Origin of the sequence: Streptococcus sp. 2741 (assembly GCF_013276315.1) — a bacterium.
Taxonomy (GTDB): Bacteria; Bacillota; Bacilli; order Lactobacillales; family Streptococcaceae; genus Streptococcus; species Streptococcus pseudopneumoniae.
In genome coordinates, this window is sequence record NZ_VMKU01000042.1 from 12,768 (window position 1) to 36,892 (window position 24,125).

Consider the following 24,125-nt stretch of genomic DNA (forward strand, 5'->3'; position numbering starts at 1 on the left):
TATCGACAATCTCAAAACAGTGTTTTGAACCACCAGTGACCAGCTTTCTAGTTTGCTTTTTGATTTTTTGAATAAAAATGGAATAGGAAATAGAAATGAAATTAAGAAGAAGTGATCGGATGGTTGTCATTTCCAACTATTTGATTAATCATCCTTATAAACTAACTAGTCTCAATACTTTTGCTGAAAAGTATGAATCTGCTAAATCATCCATCTCAGAAGATATCGTCATTATCAAACGCGCCTTTGAGGAAATCGAAATCGGTCACATCCAGACTGTGACTGGGGCTGGCGGAGGTGTTATCTTTACACCATCAATCTCAAACCATGATGCTAAGGAAATGGTTGAAGACTTGCGTGCCAAGTTGTCAGAAAGTGACCGTATCTTGCCAGGTGGCTACATCTACCTGTCTGATTTACTTAGCACACCAGCCATCTTGAAAAATATTGGTCGCATTATTGCCAAGAGCTTTATGGATCAAAAAATTGACGCGGTTATGACAGTAGCAACCAAGGGTGTGCCACTTGCAAATGCAGTTGCCAATGTCCTCAATGTCCCTTTTGTCATTGTGCGCCGTGACCTGAAAATTACCGAAGGTTCAACGGTTAGCGTCAACTATGTATCCGGTTCAAGTGGTGACCGTATCGAGAAAATGTTCCTTTCAAAACGAAGTCTCAAGGCAGGTAGCCGTGTCTTGATTGTGGATGACTTCTTGAAAGGCGGCGGAACTGTCAATGGGATGATTAGTCTCTTGCGCGAATTCGACTCAGAATTGGCAGGTGTAGCGGTCTTTGCGGACAATGCCCAAGAAGAACGTGAAAAGCAGTTTGAATACAAGTCACTCTTGAAGGTAACCAATATTGATGTCAAGAACCAAGCCATCGATGTTGAGATTGGTAATATTTTTGACACAGAAGAATAAAGGATAAAGGTTGGAACGGTTGTCCCAGCCTTTCTTTGCAAATAGAATAGAAGGAAACTTATGAAAACACCATTTATTAATAAAGAAGACTTAGAAGCGATTGTAGCCGAGTTCCCAACTCCCTTTCACTTATATGATGAGAAGGGAATTCGTGAGAAGGCAAGAGCCGTCAACCAAGCCTTTTCGTGGAACAAGGGCTTTAAGGAATATTTTGCAGTTAAGGCTACTCCAACACCAGCTATTTTAAAAATTCTCCAAGAGGAAGGCTGTGGTGTGGACTGCTCTAGTTATGTAGAACTTTTGATGAGTCATAAACTGAATTTCCCTGGTTCTGAGATTATGTTCTCTTCAAACAATACGCCAGATAAGGAATATGCCTATGCGCGTGAATTGGGTGCGATCATTAACTTGGATGCCTTTGAAGATATTGAACATTTGGAGCGAGCAGCAGGCATTCCAGAAATCATCTCATGTCGTTATAATCCTGGAGGCGTTTTTGAACTGGGGACAGACATTATGGATAATCCTGGGGAGGCTAAGTTTGGTATGACCAAGGACCAGCTCTTTGAAGCCTTTGCTATCTTGAAGGAAAAAGGAGCCAAGACTTTTGGGATTCACTCCTTTCTAGCATCCAATACTGTCACCCATCTCTATTATCCAGAGTTGGCGCGTCAGCTTTTTGAATTGTCTGTTGAAATCAAGGAAAAGCTGGGCATTTCACTAGACTTTATCAATCTTTCCGGGGGTATTGGAGTCAACTATCGTCCTGAGCAGGAGCCAAATGATATCGCCTTGATTGGTGAGGGAGTTCGTAAGGTGTATGAAGAGGTTCTTACGCCAGCAGGTCTTGGTCAGGTCAAGATTTTCACCGAATTGGGTCGTTTTATGCTGGCACCTCACGGTGCTTTAGTCACAAGAGTCACTCATAAGAAGAAAACCTACCGTACCTATCTAGGTGTGGATGCATCAGCAGTCAACCTCATGCGTCCAGCTATGTACGGAGCCTATCACCATATTAGCAACATGACTCATCCAGATGGATCAGCTGAAGTGGTAGATGTGGTTGGTTCACTCTGTGAAAACAATGATAAATTTGCAGTCAATCGCGAACTGCCTCATACAGAAATCGGTGATTTGCTGGTCATTCATGATACAGGTGCCCACGGTTTTTCAATGGGCTACCAGTACAATGCCAAACTTCGTTCTGCGGAAATCCTTTATACTGAAGAAGGCAAAGCCCGTCAAATCCGCCGTGCAGAGCGCCCTGAAGACTATTTTGCAACCTTGTATGGTTTTGATTTTGAAGAATAATCTGAGAATAGATTGAAAATGAAATTGAAAAACAGATTGCTTTCTAAAAAATAGGTAAAAATCTTGTTTTTCCTTCAAGTCGTGATATAATAAAACTATAAAACGTTTTCAAGGAAGGTAACGATATGTCTGAAGAAACAATTGATTATGGACAAGTGACAGGAATGGTGCATTCGACAGAAAGTTTTGGGGCGGTAGATGGCCCTGGTATTCGCTTTATTGTCTTTTTACAGGGCTGTCACATGCGTTGCCAGTATTGCCATAACCCAGATACTTGGGCTATGGAGTCCAATAAATCACGTGAACGGACGGTAGATGATGTCTTGACAGAAGCCTTGCGCTACCGTGGTTTCTGGGGAAATAAGGGCGGGATTACAGTCAGCGGAGGAGAAGCACTCTTGCAGATTGATTTCCTGATTGCCCTTTTCACCAAGGCTAAGGAACAAGGAATCCACTGTACCTTGGACACCTGTGCCCTTCCTTTCCGTAATAAACCACGTTACCTTGAAAAGTTTGACAAACTCATGGCTGTCACTGACTTGGTTCTCTTAGATATCAAGGAAATCAACGAAGAACAGCACAAGATTGTTACTAGCCAAACCAATAAAAATATCTTGGCCTGTGCCCAGTATCTATCAGATATTGGAAAACCTGTCTGGATTCGCCACGTGCTAGTTCCAGGATTGACAGACAGAGACGATGACTTGATTGAACTTGGTAAGTTCGTCAAGACTCTTAAAAATGTGGATAAGTTTGAAATTCTGCCTTATCACACCATGGGTGAGTTTAAATGGCGTGAATTGGGAATTCCCTATTCCCTCGAAGGGGTTAAACCACCAACAGCAGACCGCGTTAAGAACGCTAAACAACTCATGGATACCGAAAGTTACCAAGACTATACGAAACGTGTACATGGATAGAAAAGAAGCCTGATGGAAACATCGGGCTTTTGACTTGCAAAAAGACTTAGCAAATCAGCTAAGCCTTTCTTCTTATCTCGAACGTTGTTTTCCAGCGTTGCGATTTTTGTGTTTTTTCTTGCTTGTGATAGCAGTTGGTTGTTCAGGGGTAACGTCTTTTCGTCCATTTGGTGTTGAGAAAGCACTTGCTTTTGGTGGGTTCTTGGCTAGTTCTTCACGGACTTTTTTGCGAAGTTTTGGACGAACGATATAGTTGACGATAAACTGTTGGAGAATCATCATGAAACCACCGACAACCCAGTAAAGTGTAACACTGGCTGGTGAGAAGAGGGAGAAGACGACGATCATGAGTGGGCTCATGTAAATCATTTTTTTAATTTGTTCTCTTTGCATTTCATCTTCTACTCCGTGAAGTGAAAGGAGCGATTGAAGATAGTAAAGGACACCAGCGAAGGCAACCAAAATCATACTTGGAGAACCTAGAGGAATTCCTAGGTAGCTTGCTTGAGCAACACCTTCAGTATGTTGGGCAGCAAAGTAGATAGCAGAGAAGAAAGGCATTTGAAGGAGGATAGGGAAACATCCTACACCACCAAACATGCTGATGCCGTGCTCTTTTTGAGCAGCAAAGAGAGCTTGTTGGGCTTCGAGTTTTTCTTCTTGAGTAGTCGCTTCCTTGAGACGAGTTTGATGTGGCTCAAGGACGTGCTTGAGGGCATTCATCTTTTCAGAGTGAAGCGTTGCCTTCCATGATTGGTAGATACCAAGTGGCAAGATAATCAAGCGCACGATAATGGTTACGATGATGATAGCGACACCAAAGCCTAGACCTTGATCAGTAGCGAAGTACTTGATAGCTTCAGCCATAGGCGCTCCGATCGTATTCCAAATAAATCCTGTCGGCTGACCTGTGGTTTTATCGACATTGACACAGCCAGTTAAGACAAGCAACATAGCCACTCCCATAGCCGAGAATGCAAAACGTTTAATAGATTTCACTGTTTTTATTCCTTCTTTAAAAATTATACCTTTCTATTCTACTGTTTTTTTACAAAATATACAATAGTTCTGGAGACCTAATTTGCGATTTTAAAGTCAGAGTAGGGAGGAAAGTTGCTTAGTTTGACATCTAAGTAGCTTACTTTTGAAAAAGGTGTCGGTCCTTTTCGGATTTCTTGGATAAATTTTGCCATGATAGCAGATGAGTCTGCTTGGGCTAAGATTTCCACTGTGCCATCGTCGTTATTCCATACCCGACCTGTGATGCCACCGATTTCAAGGGCCAGGCTATAAACACCCCAACGAAAGCCGACTCCCTGCACCCTACCTTGGGCAATCATTCTAACCTTTTGCATACCAAACCCCTTTGATTGTGTTATAATATTTCTATGACTATTATAACCTCAAAAGCCAATTCTGTGGTAAAAAATGCTAAGAAATTACACCAAAAAAAATACCGCAAGTCTGCCTATTTGATTGAAGGCTGGCACTTGTTTGAAGAAGCTGTCCAAGCTGGAGTGACGATTGAGAAAATCTTTGCCCTAGAAAGTTACCGAAATCAGTTAGCTGCTTTTCCGCAAACTATCTGGGTGTCAGAGGATATTTTACTAGATTTGGCGGATTCTCAGACTCCACAGGGAATCGTTGCGGTGGTTCAAAAAGAAGAAGTAGGACAAGCTGACTTTAGTCAGGGCAAGTTCTTGTTTTTGGAAGATGTGCAAGATCCTGGTAATGTAGGAACCATCATTCGAACTGCGGATGCAGCAGGCTTTACAGGAGTGATTGTTTCAGATAAATCGGCAGATATCTACAGTCTCAAGACCTTACGTTCCATGCAAGGCAGTCATTTTCATCTGCCTATTTACCGGATGACTAGCCAAGCGCTCCTTAAGGAAACCAAAGAGGCAGCTATCCCTGTGCTAGCTACAACCCTATCTAAAGATTCTGTTGATTACAGAGAACTGCCTCCTATAGAAAATTTTGTACTAGTCATGGGAAATGAGGGCCAAGGAATTAGTCCCCTTATGGCTGAAAGTGCAGACCAGTTGGTCCATATTAGCATGAATGGGCAGGCGGAGAGTTTGAATGTTGCCATTGCAGCTGGTATTTTGATTTTCCATTTAAGCTAATTTTAACTTTTTTTGTTATAATCAAGGAAAGATGTTCATAGAAAAGGAGAAAAGATGAATCACACTATTATACATGACCGTGTAGGTCTCAATCAATTTTACGCTAAGGTATATGCCTTTGTTGGTCTGGGAATCGGACTATCTGCTTTGGTATCAGGCCTTATGTTGACGGTCTTTCAGTCTCAGTTGGTTTACTTTTTGATGCAGGGGCGTCTCTGGTTGACCATTGCAACCTTTGCAGAATTGGCCTTGGTTTTCGTTGCCAGTAGCATGGCTTCAAGAAATAGTCCAGCTGCTCTTCCAGTATTTTTGCTATACTCTGTTTTAAACGGTTTTACCCTTAGTTTTGTGGTAGCCTTCTATACTCCGGGTACAGTTTTATCTGCCTTTGTATCGAGCTCCCTTCTCTTCTTTGTCATGGCTGCAGTTGGTATCTTCACCAAGAAAGATTTGAGCGGTCTTGGTCGAGCTATGATGGCGGCTCTGATCGGTTTGATTATTGCTATGATAGTCAATATTTTCTTGTCTAGTGGTTTCTTTGATTATATGATTAGCGTAGCCATGGTTTTGGTTTTTTCAGGGTTGATTGCTTGGGATAACCAAAAGATTCGCCTCGCCTATGAACAATCACAAGGTCGTGTAGCGACAGGCTGGGTGGTGTCAATGGCTCTCAGCATCTATCTTGATTTTATCAATCTTTTCCTAAGTATTCTACGTATCTTTGGTCGCAATGACTAAAAGGTCTATGAAATCAGTGTTTTGAGTGACACTGATTTTTTTAAAATTTTCTCTTTTCTTTTCTTGGAAATAGGTGTATAATATGTTTATTAAATTTTTGAGGAGTTGTCTATGAAGAAAAGTTTTATCCATCAACAAGAAGAAATTTCCTTTGTCAAAAACACTTTTACCCAGTATTTGAAAGATAAGCTAGAAGTTGTCGAAGTTCAAGGTCCTATCTTGAGTAAGGTCGGTGACGGAATGCAGGACAACCTGTCTGGTGTGGAAAATCCAGTATCGGTCAAGGTTCTCCAAATCCCTGATGCTACTTATGAAGTGGTGCACTCACTTGCTAAATGGAAACGCCACACCTTGGCTCGTTTTGGCTTTGGTGAAGGAGAGGGTCTCTTTGTCCACATGAAAGCCCTTCGTCCAGATGAGGATTCCTTGGATGCAACCCACTCTGTTTATGTTGACCAGTGGGACTGGGAGAAGGTTATCCCAAATGGTAAGCGTAACATCGTTTATCTAAAAGAAACAGTTGAGAAGATTTATAAGGCTATTCGCCTGACTGAGCTAGCTGTTGAAGCTCGCTATGACATCGAGTCTATCTTGCCAAAACAAATCACCTTTATCCATACAGAAGAATTGGTAGAACGCTACCCAGACTTGACACCTAAAGAACGTGAAAATGCGATTTGTAAAGAATTTGGAGCCGTCTTTTTGATTGGTATCGGTGGCGAGTTGCCAGATGGTAAACCGCACGATGGACGTGCACCAGACTATGATGACTGGACAAGCGAGTCTGAGAATGGCTACAAGGGTCTAAATGGTGATATTCTTGTCTGGAATGAGTCTTTAGGTGGAGCCTTTGAGTTGTCTTCTATGGGAATTCGTGTAGATGAAGAAACTCTTAGACGTCAGGTGGAAATTACAGGTGATGAAGACCGCTTGGAATTGGAATGGCACAAGTCTTTGTTGAATGGCCTATTCCCATTGACAATCGGTGGAGGAATTGGACAATCTCGTATGGCCATGTTCCTACTTCGCAAGAGACACATCGGAGAAGTGCAAACAAGTGTTTGGCCTCAAGAAGTCCGCGATACTTACGAAAATATTTTGTAGAGAATCGAACCGCAAGGTTCGGTTTTCTTTCTCTTTTTGTCTATAATTTGGTATAATAAACAGTATGAAAATCGTATCAGGAATCTATGGGGGACGTCCCCTCAAGACACTAGAAGGCAAGACAACAAGACCTACTTCGGATAAGGTTAGGGGAGCCATTTTTAACATGATTGGTCCCTACTTTGAAGGGGGACGAGTCTTGGACCTTTATGCAGGTAGTGGTGGTTTATCTATCGAAGCAGTATCGCGTGGCATGTCCAGTGCTGTTTTGGTGGAGCGAGACCGTAAGGCTCAGACCATCGTGGCTGAAAATATCCAGATGACCAAGGAAGTTGGAAAATTTCAACTCCTCAAGATGGATGCAGAGAGGGCATTGGAACAGGTATCTGGGGAATTTGACCTCGTTTTCTTAGACCCTCCCTATGCCAAGGAACAAATCGTAGCAGATATTGAAAAAATGGCTGAGAGAGAGCTTTTTTCTGAAGATGTTATGGTTGTGTGCGAGACGGATAAGGCCGTTGAACTTCCAGAAGAGATTGCCTGTCTGGGTATCTGGAAGGAAAAGATTTATGGAATTAGTAAGGTGACAGTCTATGTCAGATAAGATTGGCTTATTCACAGGCTCATTTGATCCGATGACAAATGGGCATCTGGATATGATTGAACGGGCGAGCAGACTCTTTGATAAGCTCTATGTCGGTATTTTTTTTAATCCCCACAAACAAGGATTTCTTCCTATCGAAAATCGTAAACGGGGGTTAGAAAAGGCTGTGAAACATTTGGGAAATGTTAAAGTCGTGTCTTCTCATGATGAATTGGTGGTCGATGTCGCAAAAAGACTGGGGGCTACTTGCCTAGTGCGAGGCTTGAGAAATGCGTCGGATTTGCAATACGAAGCCAGTTTTGATTACTACAACCATCAGCTGTCTCCTGATATAGAGACTATTTATTTACATAGTCGACCTGAACATCTCTATATCAGTTCATCAGGCGTTAGAGAGCTTTTGAAGTTTGGTCAGGATATTGCCTGCTATGTTCCCGAGAGTATTTTGGAGGAAATAAGAAATGAAAAAAAAGATTAGATGGCCCTTATACGTCATTGCGGCCTTGATTGTGACTTTCTTGGCATTTGTAGTGCCCTTGCCTTATTATATAGAGGTTCCAGGTGGTTCGGAAGATATTCGCCAAGTCCTTAAAGTAAATGACACAGAAGATAAGGAAGCTGGTGCCTATCAATTCGTTACGGTTGGTGTTCAACATGCCACTTTAGCTCATATGATTTATGCTTGGTTGACACCTTTTACAGATATTCGTAGTGCTCAGGAGACTACAGGTGGTTCTTCCGATGTTGAATTTATGCGAATCAATCAATTCTACATGCAAACATCGCAAAATATGGCCAAGTATCAAGGACTAAAAACAGCTGGTAAGGATATCGAACTCAAGTACTTTGGCGTTTATGTTTTGAATGTGACGGATAATTCAACCTTTAAAGGGATTCTCAATATCTCTGATACGGTCACAGCAGTCAATGATCAGACCTTTGATAGTTCCAAAGACTTGATTGATTACGTCAGTTCTCAAAAATTAGGGGACTCCGTCAAGGTCACCTATGAAGAGGATGGGCAAACCAAGTCTGCAGAAGGAAAGATTATCACCTTGGAAAATGGAAAAAATGGGATTGGAATCGGCTTGATTGATCGTACAGAGGTAATCAGCAATGTCCCAATTAGCTTTTCAACAGCTGGTATTGGCGGCCCAAGTGCTGGTCTCATGTTTAGTCTAGCTATCTATACTCAAATAGCTCACCCAGATCTTCGTAATGGTCGTATTGTTGCTGGTACAGGTACCATTGACCGCGATGGGAATGTGGGGGATATTGGAGGTATTGATAAAAAAGTTGTAGCTTCGGCTAGGGCAGGTGCCGCTATTTTCTTTGCCCCTGATAATCCTGTTAGCGAAGAAGAACAAAAAGCACACCCGGATGCAAAAAACAACTACCAAACAGCCCTAGAAGCATCCAAAACAATCAAGACAGATATGAAAATCGTGCCCGTTAAAACCCTACAAGATGCAATTGATTACTTGAAAAACAATCCCTAGTTTTTAAGTGAAGTTTCCAAACTAGCGCACAAACAGAGAAGATGGTATAATAGTCAAATGGTTCAATTATTATTCACTCTAAGCAGTCACATGCTCTTTATTTATGTGAGTTTTTACCTTTTAAAGGATCTTGTTAGATGGGAAAAGGTTTTAAAAGTGACAGCTGAGAATACAAGAAAAGTTCGTTTATTAGTAGGTTTTTTCAGCATTGTAATGGGCTATATCTTGAGTTCTTTCTTTATCAGCCTGTATCATTTGTGGCAAGAAGCGCTTAGAGGATTATTATAAAATCAAGAGTAAAGGAAACGAGTATGGACAAAATTGTTGTTCAAGGTGGCGATAATCGTCTGGTAGGAAGTGTAACCATCGAAGGAGCAAAGAATGCAGTCTTGCCCTTGTTGGCAGCGACTATTCTAGCAAGTGAAGGAAAGACAGTCTTACAGAATGTACCGATCTTGTCGGATGTCTTTATTATGAATCAGGTGGTTGGTGGTTTGAATGCCAAGGTTGACTTTGATGAGGAAGCCCATCTTGTTGAGGTGGATGCTACTGGCGACATCACTGAGGAAGCCCCTTACAAGTATGTCAGCAAGATGCGCGCCTCCATCGTTGTATTAGGGCCAATCCTTGCCCGTGTGGGTCATGCCAAGGTATCCATGCCAGGTGGTTGTACCATTGGTAGCCGTCCTATTGATCTTCATTTGAAAGGTCTGGAAGCTATGGGGGTTAAGATTAGTCAGACAGCTGGTTACATCGAAGCCAAGGCAGAACGCTTGCATGGCGCTCATATCTATATGGACTTTCCAAGTGTTGGTGCAACGCAGAACTTGATGATGGCAGCGACCCTAGCTGATGGGATGACAGTGATTGAAAATGCTGCGCGTGAGCCTGAGATTGTTGACCTAGCCATTCTCCTTAATGAAATGGGAGCTAAGGTTAAGGGTGCTGGTACAGAGACCATTACCATTACCGGTGTTGAGAAACTTCATGGTACGACTCACAATGTAGTCCAAGACCGTATCGAAGCAGGAACCTTTATGGTAGCTGCTGCCATGACTGGTGGTGATGTCTTGATTAAAGATGCTGTCTGGGAGCACAACCGTCCCTTGATTGCCAAATTGCTTGAAATGGGAGTGGAAGTGACGGAGGAGACGGAAGGAATTCGCGTTCGCTCTCAACTAGAAAATCTAAAAGCTGTTCATGTGAAAACCTTGCCCCACCCAGGATTTCCAACAGATATGCAGGCTCAATTTACAGCCTTGATGACAGTCGCAAAAGGGGAATCAACTATGGTGGAGACAGTTTTCGAAAATCGTTTCCAACATCTAGAAGAAATGCGTCGCATGGGCTTGCATTCTGAGATTATCCGTGATACAGCTCGTATTGTTGGTGGTCAACCTTTGCAGGGAGCGGAAGTTCTTTCTACTGACCTTCGTGCCAGTGCAGCCTTGATTTTGACAGGTTTGGTAGCACAGGGAGAAACTGTGGTCGGTAAATTGGTTCACTTGGATAGAGGTTACTACGGTTTCCATGAGAAGTTGGCGCAGCTAGGTGCTAAGATTCAGCGGATTGAGGCAAGTGATGAAGATGAATAAGAAATCAAGCTACGTAGTCAAGCGTTTACTTTTAGTCATCATAGTACTGATTTTAGGTACTCTGGCTCTAGGAATCGGTTTAATGGTAGGTTATGGAATCTTGGGCAAGGGTCAAGATCCATGGGCTATCCTGTCTCCAGCAAAATGGCAGGAATTGATTCATAAATTTACAGGAAATTAGGCTGGAGAACCAGCCTTTTTCTAAAGATAAGGAGAAATATGAACAAAAAAACAAGACAGACACTAATCGGACTGCTAGTGTTATTGCTTTTGTCTACAGGGAGCTATTATATCAAGCAGATGCAGTCGGCACCTAATAGTCCTAAAACCAAGCTTAGTCAGAAAAAACAAGCGTCTGAAGCTCCTAGTCAAGCATTGGCAGAGAGTGTCTTAACAGACGCAGTCAAAAACCAAGTAAAAGGGAGTCTGGAGTGGAACGGATCAGGTGCTTTTATCGTCAATGGTAATAAAACAAACCTAAATGCCAAGGTTTCAAGTAAGCCCTACGCTGATAATAAAACAAAGACGGTGGGCAAGGAGACCGTACCAACCGTGGCTAATGCCCTCTTGTCTAAGGCTACTCGTCAGTACAAGAATCGTGAAGAAACTGGGAATGGTTCGACTTCATGGACTCCTCCAGGCTGGCATCAGGTCAAGAATCTAAAGGGCTCTTATACCCATGCAGTCGATAGAGGTCATCTGTTAGGCTATGCCTTAATCGGTGGTTTGGATGGTTTTGATGCCTCGACAAGCAATCCTAAAAACATTGCTGTTCAGACAGCCTGGGCAAATCAGGCGCAGGCCGAGGATTCGACTGGTCAAAACTACTATGAAAGTAAGGTGCGTAAAGCCTTGGACCAAAACAAGCGTGTCCGTTACCGTGTAACCCTTTACTACGCTTCAAACGAGGATTTAGTTCCTTCAGCTTCACAGATTGAAGCCAAGTCTTCAGATGGAGAATTGGAATTTAATGTTCTAGTTCCCAATGTTCAAAAGGGGCTTCAACTGGATTACCGAACTGGAGAAGTAACTGTAACTCATACTCAATGAAAANNACGTGGTTTGAAGAGATTTTCGAAGAGTATCAGTAAAAGATAAGATAAACTCCTATATCACTTATGGATGTAGGAGTTCTTTTTTCTAGTTTAAGTAGGGCTAGAGTAGGTACTAAGAAAAAATGGTAACTTCTAAAACTAACTTCCAGTTTTGGGAGAGAGATGGAAGTTACTTTGAGAAGTTACGCTAAGAAAAAAATAATATGTATTGGATTAAATTTTGTGATATAATAAAGGATAAGATACTATTTTAGGAGAAGAACTATGGAAGACCCAAGTAGTCAGAATTTGTTGCTACAATTTGTTTTATTGTTTATCTTGACGGTATTAAATGCCTTTTTCTCAGCCACAGAAATGGCCATGGTTTCTCTTAATCGTGCCCGAGTTGAACAAAAGGCGGAAGAAGGAGACAGACGCTACATCCGCCTGCTGAAGGTACTAGAAAATCCTAACCACTTTTTATCAACCATTCAGGTAGGAATCACCCTGATTACAATCTTATCAGGGGCGAGTTTAGCTGATACTCTAGGACGTGTGATTGCCTCTTGGCTTGGGAATAGCGAAACAGCACAAGCCGTGGCAACTTTTCTATCCTTGGCATTTTTGACCTATATTTCCATCGTTTTTGGGGAATTATATCCTAAGAGAATCGCTCTTAATCTAAAGGATGCCTTGGCCATTCGTACAGCGCCGGTTATCATTGGGATCGGAAAACTAGTCAGTCCTTTTGTTTGGCTTTTAGCTGCTTCGACCAATTTCTTGAGCCATTTGACTCCTATGTCATTCGATGATGCGGATGAAAAGATGACCCGTGATGAAATTGCCTATATGCTGACAAATAGTGAAGAAACGTTGGATGCTGATGAGATTGAGATGCTACAAGGTGTCTTTTCGCTCGATGAACTGATGGCACGAGAGGTTATGGTTCCTCGGACAGATGCTTTTATGGTGGATATTCAGGATGATAGTCAAAGCATTATCCAAAGTATTTTAAAACAAAACTTTTCCCGTATACCAGTTTACGATGGGGATAAGGACAATGTAATTGGAATCATTCACACCAAGAGTCTCCTTAAGGCTGGTTTTGTGGATGGTTTTGATAATATTGTTTGGAAGAAAATCTTACAAGATCCACTTTTTGTACCTGAAACTATTTTTGTGGATGACTTGCTAAAAGAATTGCGCAATACCCAAAGACAAATGGCAATCTTGCTGGATGAATACGGTGGTATGGCTGGTTTGGTGACTTTGGAAGACCTCTTAGAGGAAATTGTTGGTGAAATTGATGATGAAACGGACAAAGCAGCAATAGATGTTCATCAGATTGGCGAGGATACCTACATTGTTCAAGGAACGATGACCCTCAATGATTTCAATAATTACTTTGATGTTGAACTGGAAAGTGATGACGTTGATACCATTGCTGGTTACTATTTGACAGGAGTGGGGACCATTCCGACGACTGAGAAACTTAGCTATGAATTGGTCAGCCAAAACAAACAACTTATCTTAACCAATGATAAAGTGAAAAATGGACGTGTTACCAAGGTAAAAGTCCAAATTACCGAAGTTGAAATAGAAGAAGAAACAGAGTAAACTAGAGGCTTTTGTCACCAGGTGTGACGAAGCTTTTTTCAGTTGATTTCATGAGGGAATTATGTCATGGAAAGAACTTTGCCCCAAAAGTTTTTCAAAATTATCCGTATTTATCAGAAGAAAAATAAAAAAGCCCTTCAAATTGGGCTTTCTGTTCATTTGAAACCTGATAAATCAAGTTATAGAAGGCGGTAGACGGATTTGAACCGACGATCAAGCTTTTGCAGAGCCGTGCCTTACCACTTGGCTATACCGCCTTAACGTTTCTTATTATACCTTGAAAATGATTTTCAGTCAATAGCTTTTTCAGTTTTTTGTACCATAGTGTGATTCGAATGTGATGCCAAGTTTTCTATGGGAAAAAATTACCAAAAAACTACTGAATCCCCTTGAAAAATCTAGCTAAATAGGGTATAATATGAGTAATCATTTGTCGTAGGTTTTGTCTGAAATATTGTCCAGACAGGACTCACAGCAGTTAAATCTTCTGAAAAGTCAGATTTAGCTGCTCTTTTTGTGCTTTTTTTCAGGATTTCGAGTATTTGTAACAAAGACTTAAAGATTCTGAAAATTTATCAAAGGGACACGGTGATAGGGGTTTTATAACCATATGACGATTAGAAAGCCTGATTGACAAGGCTTGGAACTTATTTACAAAGGAGAATCATCTTGGCAGGACATGACGTTCAATACGGGAAACATCGTACCCGTCGTAGTTTTTCAAGAATTAAAGAAGTTCTTGACTTACCAAATTTGATTGAAATTCAAACTGATTCATTCAAAGCTTTCCTAGATCACGGTCTTAAGGAAGTATTTGAAGATGTATTGCCAATTTCAAACTTCACAGACACAATGGAGTTGGAATTTGTTGGATATGAAATCAAGGAACCAAAATACACGCTAGAAGAAGCTCGTATCCACGATGCTAGCTACTCAGCACCAATTTTTGTAACATTCCGCTTGATCAATAAAGAAACAGGCGAAATCAAGACCCAAGAAGTTTTCTTTGGTGATTTCCCAATCATGACAGAAATGGGTACTTTCATCATCAATGGTGGTGAACGTATCATCGTATCTCAGTTGGTTCGCTCGCCAGGTGTTTACTTTAATGACAAAGTAGATAAGAACGGTAAAGTGGGTTACGGTTCAACGGTTATCCCTAACCGTGGAGCTTGGTTGGAACTTGAAAGCGACTCAAAAGATATCGCCTACACTCGTATCGATCGTACTCGTAAGATTCCATTTACAACCTTGGTTCGTGCGCTTGGTTTCTCAGGTGATGATGAAATTTTTGATATCTTTGGTGATAGTGAATTGGTTCGCAACACTGTTGAAAAAGATATCCATAAGAACCCAATGGACTCTCGTACAGACGAAGCTTTGAAAGAAATTTACGAACGCCTTCGTCCAGGTGAGCCTAAGACAGCTGAAAGCTCACGTAGCTTGCTTGTGGCTCGTTTCTTTGACCCACGTCGCTATGACTTGGCAGCCGTTGGTCGTTACAAGATTAACAAAAAACTCAATGTCAAAACACGCTTGCTCAACCAAACTATTGCTGAGCCATTGGTAGACCCTGAAACAGGCGAAATCTTGGTAGAAGCTGGTACAATCATGACTCGTAGTGTGATTGAAAGCATTGAAAGCCATTTGGATGGTGATTTGAACAAGATTGTCTACATTCCAAATGATGCAGCCGTTGTGACTGAGCCTGTTGTTCTTCAAAAATTCAAGGTTGTTGCTCCAACTGATCCAGACCGTGTCGTAACAATCATTGGTAATGCCAATCCAGATGACAAGGTTCGTATCGTCACTCCTGCAGATATTCTTGCTGAGATGAGCTACTTCCTCAACTTGGCTGAAGGACTTGGCCGTGTAGATGATATCGACCACCTTGGAAACCGTCGTATCCGTGCGGTTGGTGAATTGCTTGCCAACCAAGTACGTCTTGGACTTTCTCGTATGGAACGTAATGTCCGTGAACGTATGTCTGTTCAGGACAATGAAGTCTTGACACCGCAACAAATTATCAACATCCGTCCTGTAACAGCTGCGGTGAAAGAATTCTTTGGTTCATCACAGTTGTCACAGTTCATGGACCAACACAACCCGCTTTCTGAGTTGTCTCACAAACGCCGTTTATCAGCCTTAGGGCCTGGTGGTTTGACACGTGACCGTGCTGGATATGAAGTTCGTGACGTGCATTACACTCACTATGGTCGTATGTGTCCAATCGAGACACCTGAAGGACCTAACATCGGTTTGATCAATAACTTGTCATCTTACGGACATTTGAACAAGTATGGTTTTGTTCAAACACCATACCGTAAAGTTGACCGTGAAACAGGCGTTGTTACGAACGAAATCGTTTGGTTGACAGCCGATGAAGAAGATGAATTTACTGTAGCACAGGCTAATTCTCGTCTGAACGAAGATGGAACCTTTGCTGAGAAGATTGTCATGGGACGTCACCAAGGGGTCAACCAAGAGTATCCAGCGAATATTGTTGACTACATGGACGTTTCACCAAAACAGGTAGTTGCCGTTGCGACAGCATGTATTCCTTTCTTGGAAAACGATGACTCCAACCGTGCCCTCATGGGAGCCAACATGCAACGTCAGGCTGTGCCATTGATCAATCCTCAAGCACCTTACGTTGGTACTGGTATGGAATACCAAGCAGCCCACGATTCAGGAGCTGCTGTGATTGCTCAGTATGATGGTAAAGTTACGTACGCAGATGCTGACAAGGTAGAAGTTCGTCGTGAAGATGGTTCATTGGACGTTTACCACATCCAAAAATTCCGTCGTTCAAACTCAGGTACTGCCTACAACCAACGCACTCTCGTAAAAGTTGGCGATGTCGTTGAAAAAGGCGATTTCATCGCTGACGGACCTTCTATGGAAAATGGAGAAATGGCGCTTGGACAAAACCCAATCGTTGCCTACATGACTTGGGAAGGTTACAACTTCGAGGATGCCGTTATCATGAGCGAACGCTTGGTCAAAGACGATGTCTACACATCTGTTCACCTTGAAGAATACGAATCAGAAACACGCGATACAAAGCTTGGGCCTGAAGAAATTACTCGTGAAATTCCAAACGTTGGTGAAGATGCCCTTAAAGACCTTGACGAAATGGGTATTATCCGTATCGGTGCTGAGGTTAAAGAAGGTGATATCCTTGTAGGTAAAGTAACACCTAAGGGTGAGAAGGACCTTTCAGCTGAAGAACGTCTCTTGCACGCTATCTTCGGAGATAAATCTCGTGAAGTGCGTGATACTTCTCTTCGTGTACCACACGGTGCCGATGGTGTCGTTCGTGATGTTAAGATCTTTACACGTGCAAATGGAGATGAGTTGCAATCAGGTGTCAATATGCTGGTTCGCGTCTACATCGCTCAAAAACGTAAGATCAAGGTCGGAGATAAGATGGCCGGACGTCACGGAAATAAAGGGGTTGTCTCTCGTATCGTTCCTGTAGAAGACATGCCTTACCTTCCAGATGGAACTCCAGTCGACATCATGTTGAACCCACTTGGGGTGCCATCACGTATGAATATCGGTCAGGTTATGGAGCTTCACCTTGGTATGGCGGCTCGTACTCTTGGTATCCACATTGCAACACCAGTCTTTGACGGAGCAAGTTCTGAAGATCTTTGGTCAACCGTTAAAGAAGCAGGTATGGATAGTGATGCCAAAACGATTCTTTACGATGGACGTACTGGAGAACCGTTTGATAACCGTGTTTCTGTTGGAGTCATGTACATGATCAAACTCCACCACATGGTTGATGATAAATTGCACGCGCGTTCAGTCGGACCTTACTCAACTGTTACCCAACAACCACTTGGAGGTAAAGCCCAGTTTGGTGGACAACGTTTCGGTGAGATGGAGGTTTGGGCTCTTGAAGCCTACGGTGCGTCAAATGTCCTTCAAGAAATCTTGACTTACAAGTCTGACGATATCAACGGACGTTTGAAAGCTTATGAAGCTATTACAAAAGGAAAACCAATTCCAAAACCAGGTGTTCCAGAATCCTTCCGAGTTCTTGTCAAAGAATTGCAATCTCTTGGTCTTGACATGCGTGTCCTAGACGAAGATGACCAAGAAGTGGAACTTCGCGACTTGGATGAAGGAATGGACGAAGATGTCATCCACGTAGATGACCTTGAAAAAGCCCGCGAAAAAGCAGCACAAGAGGCTAAAGCAGCCTTTGAAGCTGAAGAAGCTGAGAAAGCAACAAAAGCGGAAGCAACAGAAGAAACTGCTGAACAAGAATAGGCAGTTCACTTAGAATAGAAAGGGAAGAAATAGTGGTTGATGTAAATCGTTTTAAAAGTATGCAAATCACCCTAGCTTCTCCAAGTAAAGTCCGTTCATGGTCTTATGGAGAAGTCAAAAAACCTGAAACAATCAATTACCGTACCTTGAAACCAGAACGTGAAGGTCTCTTTGATGAAGTTATCTTTGGTCCTACAAAAGACTGGGAATGTGCTTGTGGTAAATATAAACGCATTCGTTACAGAGGGATTGTTTGTGACCGCTGTGGGGTTGAAGTAACGCGTATGAAAGTTCGTCGTGAGCGTATGGGACATATCGAATTGAAAGCTCCTGTATCTCACATCTGGTACTTCAAGGGGATTCCAAGCCGTATGGGCTTGACCCTTGATATGAGCCCTCGTGCCCTTGAGGAAGTGATCTACTTTGCGGCTTATGTGGTGATTGACCCTAAGGATACACCACTTGAGCACAAGTCTATCATGACAGAGCGCGAATACCGTGAGCGTTTGCGTGAGTATGGTTATGGATCATTCGTTGCCAAGATGGGTGCCGAAGCTATCCAAGACCTCTTGAAACAAGTAGATCTTGAAAAAGAAATTGCTGAACTCAAAGAAGAGTTGAAAACAGCGACTGGACAAAAACGTGTCAAAGCCATCCGTCGTTTGGATGTTTTGGATGCCTTTTACAAGTCTGGAAACAAACCTGAATGGATGATTCTCAACATCCTTCCAGTTATTCCACCAGATCTTCGTCCAATGTTGCAGTTGGATGGTGGCCGTTTTGCCTCATCTGACTTGAATGACCTTTACCGCCGTGTTATCAACCGTAACAACCGTTTGGCTCGTTTGCTTGAGTTGAATGCACCAGGTATCATCGTTCAAAATGAGAAGCGTATGCTTCAAGAAGCAGTTGACGCTTTGATTGACAATGGTCGTCGTGGTCGTCCGATCACAGGACCAGGTAGCCGTCCACTGAAATCTTTGAGCCACATGCTTAAAGGTAAACAAGGACGCTTCCGTCAAAACTTGCTCGGTAAACGTGTTGACTTCTCAGGACGTTCCGTTATCGCCGTTGGTCCAACTCTTAAGATGTACCAATGTGGTGTGCCACGTGAAATGGCGATCGAGCTCTTTAAACCATTCGTCATGCGTGAAATCGTCGCTCGTGATATCGTGCAAAACGTCAAAGCTGCTAAACGCTTGGTCGAACGCGGAGATGAGCGTATCTGGGATATTCTTGAAGAAGTGATTAAAGAACACCCAGTGCTTTTGAACCGCGCACCGACCCTTCACCGTTTGGGTATCCAAGCCTTCGAGCCAGTCTTGATTGATGGTAAGGCCCTTCGCTTGCACCCGCTTGTCTGTGAAGCCTACAATGCCGACTTTGACGGGGACCAAATGGCCATCCACGTACCGCTTTCAGAAGAAGCCCAAGCAGAAGCTCGTATCCTCATGCTAGCTGCTGAGCACATCTTGAACCCGAAAGATGGGAAACCGGTAGTTACTCCATCTCAGGACATGGTTTTGGGTAACTACTACTTGACCATGGAAGAAGCTGGTCGCGAAGGTGAAGGAATGGTCTTCAAAGACCGTGACGAAGCGGTTATGGCTCACCGCAATGGTTATGTTCACCTCCACTCACGTGTTGGTATCGCAACAGACAGCCTCAACAAGCCTTGGACAGAAGAGCAAAGACATAAGGTCTTGCTTACAACAGTTGGTAAAATTCTCTTCAACGATATCATGCCAGAGGGGCTACCATACTTGCAAGAACCAAACAATGCCAACTTGACAGAAGGCGTTCCAGCTAAATACTTCTTGCCACTTGGTGGAGATATCAAGGAAGCAATCAGTAAACTTGAACTTAACCCTCCATTCAAGAAGAAAAATCTTGGAAATATCATCGCTGAAATCTTCAAACGTTTCCGTACGACAGAAACTTCTGCCCTACTTGACCGTATGAAGAACCTCGGTTACCACCACTCAACTCTTGCAGGATTGACAGTGGGTATTGCCGATATCCCAGTCGTTGATGACAAGGCTGAAATCATTGAAGAATCACACAAACGTGTAGAACAAATCACCAAACAATTCCGTCGTGGTATGATTACAGACGACGAGCGTTACAATGCTGTTACAGCTGAATGGCGTGCTGCTCGTGAAAAATTGGAGAAACGTTTGATTGCCAACCAAGATCCTAAGAACCCAATCGTTATGATGATGGACTCTGGAGCCCGTGGTAACATCTCAAACTTCTCACAGCTTGCCGGTATGCGTGGTCTGATGGCTGCTCCGAACGGACGTATCATGGAATTGCCAATCCTTTCAAACTTCCGCGAAGGTTTGTCAGTACTCGAAATGTTCTTCTCAACTCACGGTGCCCGTAAAGGTATGACCGATACGGCCCTTAAGACAGCCGACTCAGGTTACTTGACTCGTCGTTTGGTTGACGTTGCCCAAGACGTTATCATCCGTGAGGACGACTGTGGAACAGACCGTGGTCTCTTGATCCGTTCTATCGCAGAAGGAAAAGAGATGATCGAGTCTCTCGAAGAGCGTCTCAATGGTCGTTACACTAAGAAAACTGTTAAACATCCAGAAACTGGTGCAGTTATTATCGGTCCAAATGAGTTGATTACAGAAGACAAGGCGCGTGAAATTGTCAATGCTGGTGTGGAAGAAGTGACTATCCGCTCTGTATTTACATGTAACACTCGTCACGGTGTCTGCCGTCACTGTTATGGTATCAACTTGGCGACTGGTGATGCGGTTGAAGTTGGTGAAGCAGTTGGAACAATCGCTGCCCAATCTATCGGGGAACCTGGTACACAGCTTACAATGCGTACCTTCCACACGGGTGGGGTTGCCTCAAATACCGATATCACTCAGGGTCTTCCTCGTGTCCAAGAAATCTTTGAAGCCCGCAATCCTAAAGGGGAAGCGGTTATCACAGAGGTTAAAGGACAAGTTACAGCTATCGAAGAAGATGCTTCAACTCGTACCAAGAAAGTCTTTGTTAAGGGCGAAACTGGTGAAGGCGAATATGTTGTTCCATTTACCGCTCGTATGCGTGTTGAAGTTGGGAACCAAGTAGCGCGTGGTGCTGCTCTGACAGAAGGTTCTATCCAACCAAAACGTCTCCTTGCAGTTCGTGATGTCTTGTCAGTTGAAACTTACCTTCTCGGTGAAGTACAAAAAGTTTACCGTAGCCAAGGGGTAGAAATCGGTGACAAACACATCGAGGTAATGGTTCGTCAAATGATTCGTAAAGTCCGTGTCATGGATCCAGGTGACACAGATCTTCTCATGGGTACCCTCATGGATATCAATGACTTTACAGATGCCAACAAAGATGTCCTTATCGCAGGTGGTGTTCCAGCGACAGGTCGCCCAGTCCTCATGGGAATTACCAAAGCCTCACTTGAAACCAACAGTTTCTTGTCAGCGGCTTCCTTCCAGGAAACAACTCGTGTCCTTACTGACGCGGCTATCCGTGGTAAGAAAGACCATCTCCTTGGACTTAAAGAAAATGTTATCATCGGTAAGATCATCCCAGCAGGTACTGGTATGGCTCGCTACCGTAACCTTGAACCACATGCTATCAACGAAGAAGAATACCTTAATCCTCCAGTAGAGGAAGAAGGAAACGAAGAAACAACAGAAGTAGTTGTGGATACTGCCGTTGAAACTGTGGAAGAAACAGTAGAATAAAAGAGAATGAGAGAGCCTTCGGGCTCTCTTTCGCTTTTCTGAAAACTTTCTCCATTTTTCCATGGAATGTGGTAAAATAAAAGAAAGAAGCTGACAAAGGAGACAGGTATGGAACAAACATTTTTTATCATTAAACCAGATGGTGTAAAAAGAGGACTAGTGGGTGAAGTGTTGAAACGTATCGAACAACGTGGATTTACAATTGAAAAATTGGAGTTGCGTACACAGCTTTCAGAAGAGTTAATTGACCAGCACTATCAGGACTTGGTTGGTCAAAGTTTTTACCCACCGATTCGTGAATTTATGACTTCAGGACCGGTTCTTGTAGGTATCATTTCTGATCCCGAAGTAATCGAAACTTGGCGGACCATGATGGGTGCAACTGATCCAGAAGAAGCTTTACCAGGAACTATTCGAGTTGATTTTGCAAAAGCTGCTGGAGAAAATGAGACTATCCAAAATGTTGTACATGGTTCAGATTCAGAAGAGTCAGCTAAGCGAGAAATTGCTCTTTGGTTTTAAGAGTTGATTGGCTCAATCAATCGGTTAAAAGCTCATTTGAATAGAAAGTATAGTCACATAAAAAAGAAAGGACTAACTTCGTCCTTTCTCATTCTTAGTTTTTCTTCAACCTACTACAGTAGATAAACATACTGAATAGCTACTGTCTTGACTCATTTAATTCTTAAAAATTGATAGAGTTGACAAATGGTAGAAAAAAGCTCTTTTTAATAAGTTAAGTATCAACTACAGTTACGATTAGCATTCGTTACTTAACCCACTCACCATTATAGTTTACGTAGTAACCATCTACTGTGGTATTAACAGCTAGAGCACCTGAACCATAGGCATAATACCATTTACCATTGATTTGGAACCAGCCTGTTTTCATATCTCCATTACTTGCATTTAGATAGTACCATATTGAACCATCTTTCACCCAACCTGTGGACATTGCACCTGATGAACGAAGATAGTACCAGTTATTACCAACATAAGCCCAACCTGTTGCCATTGCACCTGATGAACGGAGGTAGTACCACTTATTGCCAATTTGCTTCCAACCAGTTTGCATGATACCAGTTTCTGAATCTAGATAGTACCAAGCTGAACCATCATTTATCCAACCTACACGTCTTTCACCACCAAGATTCTTATTCCCAGAATTTCCTGTTTTTGCTAGGTAATACCAGTTAGATTGATCATAAAGCCAACCTGTCTTTAAATAATGATCTTGATCAAAGTAGTAGTATGCTAATTTAAGAACTTCGGGACCTTCCCAGCCTTCACCATGTTTTTTCCCAACGGTTAAGGAATATTTTAGCTCTAATTCTTGCCAACCAACAAACTCTTGTAGCACTCCATTTTCGTCAAAGTAGTACCACTCTGACTTTGGAAAACCTTCTAATCTGATACCATTTGGGTAAGGATCAATTGTACTACCTTTAGATGGAAACGGGATATATTGCCAGCCGACAACCATCTCTCCAGATAGAGAATCAAAATAATAGTACTTACCATCAATCACTCGCCAGTAGGTTTCTTTGAGGTTCCCCTTTTTGTAATAGGTTCTACCGTTTTCTTGGACAAACTGCCATCCTTCAGAATCATCTGCAAATACTGTACTGGTCCCTAGCAAACCAAAGAAAATTACTGTTAGTCCAGCTTGCATAGTTTTTTTCAAAAGTTTCATTTATATATACCTCCAATATTAAATCCATTCACCAGATGAAGCGAAATTATAAACTTTACCATCAATAGTTTGGCTACCTGTAACCATTGCTCCACTTGAATTGAGATAATACCAATTTCCTCCCACTTTTATCCAACCGGTTTTCATGTCTCCATTTTTATTATCTAAGTAATACCATCTGCCTCGTATATATTTCCAACCTGTTGCCATTGAACCAGAGTTTTCCAGATAATACCATTTCCCATTTACTTTTTGCCAATCTGTGAGCATCTTACCGGAGGCGTCTAGATAGTACCAAGTGTCATTTATCTTTTGCCAACCTGTTTGTTTCGTACTGTTCTTATAATAGTACCAAGTACCACCAATCAATTTCCAACCATCAATAGAATGCCCTCGAATAACAGAGTAGATGAAAGATAGAGCCTTCTCATTTAACTTGACAGCATAATTCATTTGTTCTGCCTCACTCCCATTGGTATGAACTCCGACAACCCTATTGGTAGAATCATATACTGCTGAACCGCTTGCACCACGCAAAGTATCTACTTGATAGAATAAAAAATCATTTGTATCTTGAAGTATCGTTTTTGTATCAGTATACATCTGCTTAATATCCTTATTAACAGCAGAATATCCCGTAACTGTTACATCTAGATTTTTAGTATTTTCTAAATTATTTGGAAGTCCTAACGTCCCCAATTGAGCGCCAATCGGTTCTTCCAAAATTAAAACTGCTAAGTCATAGGTAGTAAGCTCATCTGGATCAGTATTTCGAAATTCTTTTAAATAGCGAGCTTCTTTTACTTTTATCCGACCAAACGGCACACTATTTGGAGTACGAGCAGGAGTAACATATAGTTCTTCTGCATCTTTACCAAACTCATGTTTATAAATATTATGAGCAGCAGTAATAAGGACATTATCCTTTATAAAATTGGCACTCCCTCAATAAGTTACATCTTTACCA

20 protein-coding genes, 1 tRNA gene and 1 pseudogene are annotated in these 24,125 nt (G+C 42.3%); 17 read left to right on the forward strand and 5 right to left on the reverse strand.

What is annotated here, in order from left to right:
• The first annotated feature begins 95 nt into the window (after window positions 1-95).
• The 3 genes from purR (at window position 96) to pflA (ending at window position 3,154) form a co-directional block, all read left to right on the forward strand.
• Window positions 96-923 (forward strand): pur operon repressor, encoded by an 828-nt coding sequence (purR, locus tag HT671_RS05155; RefSeq protein WP_007284882.1) that lies wholly within the window; start codon window positions 96-98, stop codon window positions 921-923.
• 60 nt (window positions 924-983) lie between these two features.
• Complete coding sequence (locus HT671_RS05160) at window positions 984-2,234, forward strand: diaminopimelate decarboxylase (protein WP_172923073.1); 1,251 nt, start codon at window positions 984-986, stop codon at window positions 2,232-2,234.
• A 125-nt stretch (window positions 2,235-2,359) separates the two neighbouring features.
• Window positions 2,360-3,154, forward strand: coding sequence for a pyruvate formate-lyase-activating protein (gene pflA, locus HT671_RS05165; protein WP_001288274.1), 795 nt, complete (start codon window positions 2,360-2,362; stop codon window positions 3,152-3,154).
• Window positions 3,155-3,226: 72 nt separating this feature from the next.
• Here the strand turns inward: pflA and yidC are convergent, their stop codons facing one another.
• Both yidC and HT671_RS05175 read right to left on the reverse strand, forming a co-directional pair.
• Window positions 3,227-4,153: a membrane protein insertase YidC gene (gene yidC, locus HT671_RS05170; RefSeq protein WP_000835945.1), complete on the reverse strand. Its 927-nt coding sequence runs from the start codon at window positions 4,151-4,153 to the stop codon at window positions 3,227-3,229.
• 77 nt (window positions 4,154-4,230) lie between these two features.
• The gene (locus HT671_RS05175) at window positions 4,231-4,509 is read right to left on the reverse strand and encodes an acylphosphatase (RefSeq protein ID WP_001174613.1); all 279 of its coding nucleotides are present in this window, start codon (window positions 4,507-4,509) and stop codon (window positions 4,231-4,233) included.
• A gap of 33 nt (window positions 4,510-4,542) precedes the next feature.
• Here HT671_RS05175 and HT671_RS05180 point away from each other — a divergent pair, with 33 nt between their 5' ends.
• The 11 genes from HT671_RS05180 to HT671_RS05230 all read left to right on the forward strand — a co-directional run bounded on the left by HT671_RS05180 (window position 4,543) and on the right by HT671_RS05230 (window position 13,474).
• Window positions 4,543-5,283: an RNA methyltransferase gene (locus tag HT671_RS05180; RefSeq protein WP_000152690.1), complete on the forward strand. Its 741-nt coding sequence runs from the start codon at window positions 4,543-4,545 to the stop codon at window positions 5,281-5,283.
• A gap of 54 nt (window positions 5,284-5,337) precedes the next feature.
• Window positions 5,338-6,021 (forward strand): Bax inhibitor-1/YccA family protein, encoded by a 684-nt coding sequence (locus tag HT671_RS05185; RefSeq protein WP_001016920.1) that lies wholly within the window; start codon window positions 5,338-5,340, stop codon window positions 6,019-6,021.
• A gap of 111 nt (window positions 6,022-6,132) precedes the next feature.
• Window positions 6,133-7,125, forward strand: a complete 993-nt coding sequence (gene asnA, locus HT671_RS05190; RefSeq protein ID WP_000747993.1) for an aspartate--ammonia ligase — start codon at window positions 6,133-6,135, stop codon at window positions 7,123-7,125.
• Window positions 7,126-7,189: 64 nt separating this feature from the next.
• Window positions 7,190-7,729: a 16S rRNA (guanine(966)-N(2))-methyltransferase RsmD gene (gene rsmD / locus HT671_RS05195; protein WP_000706960.1), complete on the forward strand. Its 540-nt coding sequence runs from the start codon at window positions 7,190-7,192 to the stop codon at window positions 7,727-7,729.
• On the forward strand, window positions 7,719-8,207 hold the full coding sequence (gene coaD, locus HT671_RS05200) for a pantetheine-phosphate adenylyltransferase (protein ID WP_001280764.1): 489 nt from the start codon (window positions 7,719-7,721) through the stop codon (window positions 8,205-8,207). The genes rsmD and coaD overlap by 11 nt, the downstream gene beginning before the upstream one ends.
• A complete protein-coding gene (locus HT671_RS05205; RefSeq protein WP_007284885.1) occupies window positions 8,191-9,228 on the forward strand; it encodes a SepM family pheromone-processing serine protease in 1,038 nt (345 codons plus the stop codon). The genes coaD and HT671_RS05205 overlap by 17 nt, the downstream gene beginning before the upstream one ends.
• A 57-nt stretch (window positions 9,229-9,285) precedes the next feature.
• The gene (locus HT671_RS05210) at window positions 9,286-9,516 is read left to right on the forward strand and encodes a DUF1146 family protein (protein WP_023933289.1); all 231 of its coding nucleotides are present in this window, start codon (window positions 9,286-9,288) and stop codon (window positions 9,514-9,516) included.
• Window positions 9,517-9,539: 23 nt separating this feature from the next.
• Window positions 9,540-10,823, forward strand: coding sequence for a UDP-N-acetylglucosamine 1-carboxyvinyltransferase (gene murA / locus HT671_RS05215; RefSeq protein WP_000358021.1), 1,284 nt, complete (start codon window positions 9,540-9,542; stop codon window positions 10,821-10,823).
• Entirely contained in the window at window positions 10,816-11,004 is a 189-nt protein-coding gene (locus HT671_RS05220; RefSeq protein WP_001036519.1) for a DNA-directed RNA polymerase subunit beta, read from the forward strand. Before murA ends, HT671_RS05220 begins: the two co-directional genes overlap by 8 nt.
• Before the next feature lie 38 nt (window positions 11,005-11,042).
• Complete coding sequence (gene endA / locus HT671_RS05225; protein WP_001036782.1) at window positions 11,043-11,873, forward strand: DNA-entry nuclease EndA; 831 nt, start codon at window positions 11,043-11,045, stop codon at window positions 11,871-11,873.
• A gap of 269 nt (window positions 11,874-12,142) precedes the next feature.
• Entirely contained in the window at window positions 12,143-13,474 is a 1,332-nt protein-coding gene (locus HT671_RS05230; RefSeq protein WP_000390030.1) for a hemolysin family protein, read from the forward strand.
• 186 nt (window positions 13,475-13,660) lie between these two features.
• Here HT671_RS05230 and HT671_RS05235 read toward each other — a convergent pair.
• A tRNA-Cys gene (locus HT671_RS05235) sits at window positions 13,661-13,731 on the reverse strand.
• A gap of 412 nt (window positions 13,732-14,143) precedes the next feature.
• Here HT671_RS05235 and rpoB point away from each other — a divergent pair.
• The 3 genes from rpoB to ndk all read left to right on the forward strand — a co-directional run bounded on the left by rpoB (window position 14,144) and on the right by ndk (window position 21,987).
• Window positions 14,144-17,755 carry a DNA-directed RNA polymerase subunit beta gene (rpoB, locus tag HT671_RS05240; RefSeq protein ID WP_050223224.1) on the forward strand — a complete coding sequence of 1,204 codons (3,612 nt, stop codon included), beginning with the start codon at window positions 14,144-14,146 and terminating at the stop codon, window positions 17,753-17,755.
• Between the two features lie 32 nt (window positions 17,756-17,787).
• Window positions 17,788-21,465 (forward strand): DNA-directed RNA polymerase subunit beta', encoded by a 3,678-nt coding sequence (rpoC, locus tag HT671_RS05245; RefSeq protein WP_171043105.1) that lies wholly within the window; start codon window positions 17,788-17,790, stop codon window positions 21,463-21,465.
• 108 nt (window positions 21,466-21,573) lie between these two features.
• On the forward strand, window positions 21,574-21,987 hold the full coding sequence (gene ndk / locus HT671_RS05250) for a nucleoside-diphosphate kinase (RefSeq protein WP_000438299.1): 414 nt from the start codon (window positions 21,574-21,576) through the stop codon (window positions 21,985-21,987).
• A gap of 247 nt (window positions 21,988-22,234) precedes the next feature.
• On the opposite strand, the gene cbpJ is transcribed toward ndk, so the two are convergent.
• Both cbpJ and HT671_RS11600 read right to left on the reverse strand, forming a co-directional pair.
• On the reverse strand, window positions 22,235-23,158 hold the full coding sequence (gene cbpJ, locus HT671_RS05255) for a choline-binding protein CbpJ (protein WP_000771145.1): 924 nt from the start codon (window positions 23,156-23,158) through the stop codon (window positions 22,235-22,237).
• Window positions 23,159-23,176: 18 nt separating this feature from the next.
• Window positions 23,177-24,103: pseudogene (locus tag HT671_RS11600) on the reverse strand (trypsin-like peptidase domain-containing protein); the annotation flags it as partial.
• Window positions 24,104-24,125: the final 22 nt, after the last annotated feature.